We start from the raw sequence: 7,643 nt of genomic DNA, 5'->3' as shown, positions 1-7,643 counted from the left end.
AGGGAGATGATTCCTCGTCAGGCGTCAGTGGTGCTACCAGAGCACGTCCTACTTTCAGTAGGAAGAGTCCGTGCGATCCGGGCCTGGCGCTCCAATAGTCGGACGAGGTCCGGTGCCTTTCAAAAGGCGCCGGGCCTCATTCGCTTTTTCGGGCTGTTTCGGTGCGCGGTCAGGACTTGGTGGGGCGGGCGAGTTCCGCCGGGGATTCAGGACGGCTGGCGGTCGGAGCCGAGTTCGCGGGAGATCCGCAGTCCGGCCTGGGCGACGACGGGGCCGAGGGCGCGGACGCGGGCGGCGGTCATGCGGGAGGTCAGGCCGGAGACCGACAGGGCGGCGGTGACCTCGCCGGCGTGGTCGAAGATCGGTGCGGCGACGCAGCGGACTTCGGGTTCGTTCTCGCGGTCGTCGATGGAGTAGCCGCGGGCGCGGATCCGGGCGAGGTCGGCGCGCAGCCGGGTCTCGTCGGAGATGGTCCAGGCGGTGACCGGGCGCAGGCCCGCGGCGACGACCTCGGTGACGGCCTCGTCGGGCAGCCAGGCGAGGATGGCCTTTCCGGTGGCGGTGCAGTAGGCGGGGGCCCGGCTGCCGACGCGGGAGGCCATGCGGACGTTGGTCTCGTCCTCGACCTTGTCCAGGTAGACGATTCCGGGGGCCTGCCAGACGGTCAGGTGGACGGTCTCGCCAGCCTCGCGCTGGAGCCGGCGCAGGTGTTCGGCGGCGACGCTGCGCAGGTCGAGGGTGGAGAGGTAGGCCTGGCCGAGGCGCAGTGAGCCGTGGCCGAGCCGGAACCAGCCGGTCTCGCGGTCGCGGTCGAGGAGGTGCTCGTCGAGCAGCGGGCCCGCGAGCCGCAGCACGGTGCTCTTGTTGAGGCCGAGCGCTTCGGCGAGCTGGGCGAGCGGGACGCCGCGCCCGTCGCTGTGGTCGCGGACGTGGCCGAGGACGGCGAGCGCGCGGCGCAGCGAGGACGACTGGTTGCGTTCGGTCGCGGGTTTGCGCCCGGCGGCCGCGCCCGAGGGCCGTTCGGCCGCCGCGCCGGTGGGTCTGTCGGCCGCCGTGCCCGCGGGCCGCTCGGTCTCCGCGTCGGGCCCCGTCTCCGTCATGGGTGGTCCGTCCCCTGTCTCGTTCCGCTGTCGAGTGCTGCTGCCGTGTACTGCTGCCGTGTGCTGATGCCGTGTGCTGCTGCCGCGTTCTGCCGGTGTTCCCCCGCTCGACGGCGGCGGTTGTCAGAAGGTACCCGTTCGCGTTCGCAACGCCGCTTCTTCGACACAACGTTGTGCAGTGCAAAACTTCCCGAACCCCCTCTTGTTGGCGCCGATCGCCCGCGCTTAACGTCCCTGCCATCGAGCAGGCGACGCCGCCCCACCCGAACGGTCCGCCCTGCCGCACCCCCGTACCGGCCTGCCCGGGACGCCCCCCAACGCGTCCGGGCCGTCCTCCACCCACACCCACCATCGGCCCCGGTCAGGGCCTGCTTCGACGTACCCGTCCCCAGCGGCGCACGTCTCGGCGGCAACTGTCGGGAGGGGAGGTTCTCCACCCATGCGACTCATCAGACGGACTGCCGCGGCCGCCGTGCTCGCCGCCAGCTGCCTCGCCGCGACCGCCTGCGCGCCGGGCACCGCCGCGCCGGCCGGCGACAAGGCCGCCGACGACCGGACCGGCACCCTCCAGGTCTGGCTGTACAACGAGGCGGGCAACGCGGCCAAGGAGGCCGTGGTCGGCAAGGCGGTGAGCGAGTTCCAGGCCTCCCACCAGGGCGTCACCGTCAAGGTCAGCTACATCGACACCGACGCCTCCGCCCGCGCGGCCAAGATGAAGGGCGCCTTCAACGACCCGGGCAGCGCCCCGGACCTGGTCGAGTTCGGCAACACCGACCTCCCCGGCTACGTCGCGGCCGGCGGCCTCGCCGAGATCGGCGCCGACCTCGACAAGTGGCAGGACAAGGGCGACCTCGACCCGGCGATCGTCAAGACCGCCGTGGTGGACGGCAAGACGTACGGCCTGCCCTGGTGGGTCGCCGTGCGCGCGCTCTACTACCGCAGCGACCTGTTCACCGAGGCCGGGCTGACCCCGCCGACCTCGTACGCCGAACTGGTCACCGCCACCCAGAAGATCCACGCAGCGCACCCCGACACCTTCGGCATCGCCGTCGGCGGCAAGTACACCTTCGGGGCGCTGCCGTTCGTCTGGGACGCGGGCGGCGACATCGCCGCCAAGGACGGTTCCACGTACAAGGCGGCCATCAACTCGCCCGCCTCGCAGGCCGGGATCAAGCGCTACACCGATCTCTTCGGCGCCGACGGCTGCCCCGCCCAGCAGTGCGCCGACCTCACCGGCGGCAAGACCGTCGACCTGTTCGCGGCCGGCAAGTCGGCGATGGCGATCCTGCCCAACTCCAGCCGCAGCAAGGTCGACGGGGGCCCGGTGAAGGGCAAGTACGGCGTGGTGCCGCTGCCCGGGGAGAAGGCCGGCTCGATCGCCCCGGCGTTCGCGGGCGGCAACAACCTCGGCGTGATGAAGGCGGCCAAGCACCGCACGCTCGCCCTCGAATTCGCCGAACTGCTGGCGGGCCCGGCGTACCAGGAGCAGATGTACGACGCGATGGGCAACCTGCCGACGCTCAAGTCCGTCAGCGGCAAGGTCGCCGCCAAGGACGCCTTCCTGAAGCCGTTCACCGACACCATCGCGGCCGGCACCAGGTTCGTCCCGCTCGACCAGGCGTGGGCGCAGATCGACGCCCAGGCGGTGATCCCGACCATGCTGCAGCAGGTGGTCACCGGCAAGGCGGACGTGGCGAAGGCCTCGGGCGACGCCGCGAACCAGATCACCTCGGCCTTCGCCGCGCACTGACGGCGGCTGCCCACCCGCCTCCGACCCCCGGCCCCACCCCCAACCTCTGGTCCCGTACCACCTCCTGGTCCCGCACCGACCTCCTGGTCCGCGGAAGAGAGCAGGTCCCGCACGTGTCCGCATCCACCACGACCGCCCCGACGGCGCCGCCTTCCCCGCGCGGGCGCCGTGGGGGCACGGCGCCGGCCGCACCCTCGGGCGGCCGGCGCCGCCGGCCCCCGCTGCTGCTGCTCCTGCCGGCCGCGGTCATCCTGATCCCGCTGGTCGCCTACCCGATCTACCAGCTGGGCCTGCTGTCCGTGCTGGACTTCGGGCAGGCCCAGGCCTCGGGGGGCGCCCCGACCTCCTTCGTCGGCTTCGGCAACTACTCGAAGATCCTGAGCGACGGCCAGTTCTGGTCGGTGCTGCTGCAGACGGTCGGCTTCGCCGCGTTCTGCGTGGTCGCCACCCTGGCCGTCGGCGCGACCCTCGCCGTCCTGCTGACCAAGGTCGGGCGGTGGCCCAGGCTGGTGCTGACCACCGCCGCGATGGCGGCCTGGGCGGCGCCGGCGATGACCGGTTCGACGGTGTGGAGCTTCCTGTTCGACACCAACCTCGGCCTGGTCAACCACACGCTGGTGAAGCTCGGGCTCACCGGCTTCCACGAGTTCAACTGGTTCTACGACAAGTGGACGGCGTTCCTGATCGTCGGCGCCGTCGTGGTGTGGCACTCCTTCCCCTTCGTGATGGTCACCCTCTACGCGGGGATCCGGGCGATCCCGGAGGAGATCATGGAGGCCGCCGCCCTGGACGGCGCCAACACCTGGACGACCTTCCGCCGGATCACCGCGCCGATGCTGCGGCCGATCCTGACCATCGTGGTGATCCAGTCGGTGATCTGGGACTTCAAGGTCTTCACCCAGATCTACGTGATGACCGAGGGCGGCGGCATCGCCGGCCAGAACCTGGTGCTCAACGTGTACGCGTACCAGAAGGCGTTCGCCTCCTCGCAGTACGGGCTCGGCGCGGCGATCGGCGTGATCATGCTGCTGATCCTGGTGATCCCGACGGTCCTCTACATCCGCACCCTGCGACGGACGGGGAACGAACTGTGAGCGCCCTGAACCCCGTCCGGGACTCCCGGACCGGCACCGGCGGAACCGGCACCACCCGGAGCCGCAATACCCGGAGCCGTAACACCCGTAACACCCGCGGCCGTTGGCGGCTCGCCGCCAACACCGGCGCGATCGTGCTGGCCGTGGTCACCGCCTTCCCGATCTTCTGGATGGTGCTGTCCGCGTTCAAGCCCAAGGGCGAGGTGCGGTCGCTGGACCCGAAGCCGTGGACGGCGCACCCCACGCTGGAGAGCTTCCGCCAGGTGCTCAGTGTGGACGGCTTCGGCCGGTACTTCGTGAACAGCCTGGTGATCGCGGTGTCGGTGGTGGTGCTCTCGGCCGTCGTGGTGTTCCTGGCGGCGGTGGCCGTGACCAGGTTCCGGTTCAGGTTCCGCACCACCATCATGGTGATGTTCCTGATCGCCCAGATGATCCCGGTCGAGGCGCTCACCATCCCGCTGTTCTTCATGTTCCGTGACGCCGGCCGGTTCGCGCCGGGCATCGGGCTGAACACCCTCGCCTCGTTGATCCTGGTGCAGTTGGCGTTCTCGCTGCCGTTCGGCATCTGGATGATGCGCGGCTTCGTCGCGGCCGTCCCGGTGTCGATCGAGGAGGCCGCGCAGATCGACGGCGCCAGCCGCACCCGCATCCTGTGGCGGATCCTGCTGCCGTTGGTGGCGCCGGGCCTCGCCGCGACCAGCGTGTTCTCCTTCATCGCCGCGTGGAACGACTTCGTCTTCGCGAAGACCTTCATCATCAGCGCCACCCAGAACCAGACCCTGCCGTCCGCGCTGCTGGTCTTCTTCAAGCCGGACGAGAACGACTGGGGCGGCATCATGGCGGCGTCGACGCTGATGACGGTACCGGTGCTGATCTTCTTCATCGCGGTCCAGCGCAAGCTGGTGTCCGGGCTGGCGGGCGCGGTGAAGGACTGAGCCGTCCGGGGCGGTGAAGGACTGACGCCCGCCGGGGCGGTCGGGCGGGCTTCCCCCGTCCGGCCGCCCCCGCGGTCGTGCCACGCCGTGCGGCCGGTACCGGACGCCGATCCGCGGGCCCACCGGCCGGGCCGTCTCCGGGGCGGCGGTTAGGCTTCCGCCATGCCTGGCCGGCACCGGTGGACGGGGCTCCCCTCCCGGGTGCGGCGGCCGGCGATCATCCACCGCGACGGCGGCTCCGCCGCACAGATGGGGAAGACGATGAGCAAGCCCACGAGCACGGCCGCGCAGCCGCCGGCGGCACCCGGTGCCGACAGTCACGACCTGATCCGCGTGCACGGCGCGCGCGAGAACAACCTCAAGGACGTCAGCGTCGAGCTCCCGAAGCGGCGGCTGACGGTGTTCACCGGCGTCTCCGGCTCCGGCAAGAGCTCCCTGGTGTTCGACACGATCGCCGCCGAGTCGCAGCGGCTGATCAACGAGACCTACAGCGCCTTCGTCCAGGGCTTCATGCCGACCCAGGCGCGGCCCGAGGTCGACGTGCTGGAGGGGCTGACCACCGCGATCATCGTCGACCAGCAGCGGATGGGCGCCGACCCCCGCTCCACGGTCGGCACCGCCACCGACGCCAACGCGATGCTGCGGATCCTCTTCAGCCGGCTCGGGCAGCCGCACATCGGCTCGCCCAAGGCGTTCTCCTTCAACGTCCCCTCGATCAGCGGGGCGGGCGCCGTCACCGTCGAACGTGGCGGGAAGACCGTCAAGGAGCGGCGCAGCTTCAGCATCACCGGCGGCATGTGTCCGCGTTGCGAGGGCCGCGGCAGCGTGTCCGACATCGACCTCACCCAGCTCTTCGACGACACCAAGTCGATCTCCGAGGGCGCGATCACCATCCCCGGCTGGAAGACCGACAGCTGGTGGACGGTGGGGATCTACGCGAACTCGGGCTTCCTCGACCCGGACAAGCCGATCCGCAAGTACACCAAGAAGGAGATGCAGGACTTCCTCCACCGCGAGCCGACCAAGGTCAAGGTCAACGGGGTCAACCTCACCTACGAGGGGCTGATCCCGAAGATCCAGAAGTCGATGCTCACCAAGGACCGGGACGCGCTGCAGCCGCACATCCGGGCGTTCGTCGACCGGGCGGTCACCTTCACCGCCTGCCCCGACTGCGGGGGCACCCGGCTCAGCGAGGCGGCCCGGTCGTCGCTGATCGGCGGGACCAGCATCGCCGACGCCTGCGCGATGCAGATCAGCGACCTGGCCGCCTGGGTCCGCGACCTCGACGAGCCGGCCGTGGCGCCGCTGCTCGGGACCCTGCGGCACACCCTCGACTCGTTCGTGGAGATCGGGCTGGGCTACCTCTCGCTCGACCGGCCCTCCGGCACGCTGTCCGGCGGCGAGGCGCAGCGGGTCAAGATGATCCGGCACCTCGGCTCGGCGCTCACCGACGTCACGTACGTCTTCGACGAGCCCACCACCGGCCTGCACCCGCACGACATCCAGCGGATGAACGAACTCCTGCTGCGGCTGCGGGACAAGGGCAACACGGTGCTGGTCGTGGAGCACAAGCCGGAGACCATCGCGATCGCCGACCACGTCGTCGACCTCGGCCCCGGCGCCGGGACGGCGGGCGGCTCGGTCTGCTTCGAGGGCACCGTCGAGGGGCTGCGGTCCAGCGGCACCGTCACCGGCCGCCACTTCGACGACCGGGCCGCCGTCCGCAAGGCGGTGCGCGAGCCGAACGGCACCCTGGAGATCCGCGGCGCGACGGCGAACAACCTGCGCGACGTCGACGTCGACATCCCGCTCGGGGTGCTGACCGTGATCACCGGCGTCGCCGGCTCCGGGAAGAGCTCGCTGGTGCACGGCTCCATTCCGGGGGGCGCGGGCGTGGTGTCCGTCGACCAGGGCGCCATCCGCGGCTCGCGGCGCAGCAACCCGGCGACGTACACCGGGCTGCTGGAGCCGATCCGCAAGGCCTTCGCGAAGGCCAACGGCGTCAAGCCGGCCCTGTTCAGCGCCAACTCCGAAGGCGCCTGCCCCAACTGCAACGGCGCCGGGGTGGTCTTCACCGACCTGGCGATGATGGCCGGCGTGGCCAGCACCTGCGAGGAGTGCGAGGGCAAGCGCTACGACGCCTCGGTGCTGGAGTACCACCTCGGTGGCCGTGACATCAGCGAGGTGCTCGCGATGCCGGTGACCGAGGCCGAGGAGTTCTTCGGCACCGGCGAGGCGCGCATCCCGGCCGCGCACCGCATCCTCGCCAACCTCGCCGACGTCGGGCTCGGCTACCTCAGCCTCGGCCAGCCGCTCACCACGCTGTCCGGCGGCGAGCGGCAGCGGCTCAAGCTGGCCACCCACATGGCCGAGAAGGGCGGCGTCTACGTCCTCGACGAGCCGACCACCGGCCTGCACCTCGCCGACGTCGAGCAGTTGCTCGGGCTGCTCGACCGGCTGGTGGACTCCGGCAAGTCGGTCATCGTCATCGAGCACCACCAGGCGGTGATGGCGCACGCCGACTGGATCATCGACCTCGGCCCGGGCGCCGGCCACGACGGCGGCCGGATCGTCTTCGAGGGCACGCCCGCCGACCTGATCGCCGCCCGCTCCACCCTCACCGGCGAGCACCTCGCGGCCTACGTCGGGGGCTGACGGCCCCGGCGGTCGGGCGTCTCGGCGGCAGGGAGGTGCCACGCCCCGGGCACTGCCCTGCCGCCATGGCGTTCCACCACCGGGTCCAGCTCGTGCTGCTGGACCCGGT

5 protein-coding genes are annotated in these 7,643 nt (G+C 71.1%); 4 read left to right on the top strand and 1 reads right to left on the bottom strand.

The genetic code is table 11. The features are described 5' to 3' along the window. Window positions 1–206: 206 nt before the first annotated feature. Window positions 207–1,100, bottom strand: a complete 894-nt coding sequence (locus ACFV6D_RS12550; RefSeq protein ID WP_079136066.1) for an IclR family transcriptional regulator — start codon at window positions 1,098–1,100, stop codon at window positions 207–209. Between the two features lie 439 nt (window positions 1,101–1,539). Between ACFV6D_RS12550 and ACFV6D_RS12545 the strand changes: the two genes are divergently transcribed. From ACFV6D_RS12545 to ACFV6D_RS12530, 4 genes are all read left to right on the top strand, one after another. Further along, the gene (locus ACFV6D_RS12545; protein ID WP_380490015.1) at window positions 1,540–2,850 is read left to right on the top strand and encodes an extracellular solute-binding protein; all 1,311 of its coding nucleotides are present in this window, start codon (window positions 1,540–1,542) and stop codon (window positions 2,848–2,850) included. Window positions 2,851–2,963: 113 nt separating this feature from the next. Continuing rightward, window positions 2,964–3,944, top strand: coding sequence for a carbohydrate ABC transporter permease (locus ACFV6D_RS12540; protein WP_063350256.1), 981 nt, complete (start codon window positions 2,964–2,966; stop codon window positions 3,942–3,944). A gap of 5 nt (window positions 3,945–3,949) precedes the next feature. After that, entirely contained in the window at window positions 3,950–4,879 is a 930-nt protein-coding gene (locus ACFV6D_RS12535; RefSeq protein ID WP_380342539.1) for a carbohydrate ABC transporter permease, read from the top strand. Window positions 4,880–5,140: 261 nt separating this feature from the next. Next, window positions 5,141–7,534: an ATP-binding cassette domain-containing protein gene (locus ACFV6D_RS12530; RefSeq protein WP_380559538.1), complete on the top strand. Its 2,394-nt coding sequence runs from the start codon at window positions 5,141–5,143 to the stop codon at window positions 7,532–7,534. The last annotated feature ends 109 nt before the right edge of the window (window positions 7,535–7,643 follow it).

Source organism: Kitasatospora sp. NPDC059812 (genome assembly GCF_042732075.1).
GTDB lineage: Bacteria > Actinomycetota > Actinomycetes > Streptomycetales > Streptomycetaceae > Kitasatospora.
Note: the sequence above shows the minus strand (reverse complement) of the source record. Positions and strands in the feature narration are given on the sequence as shown.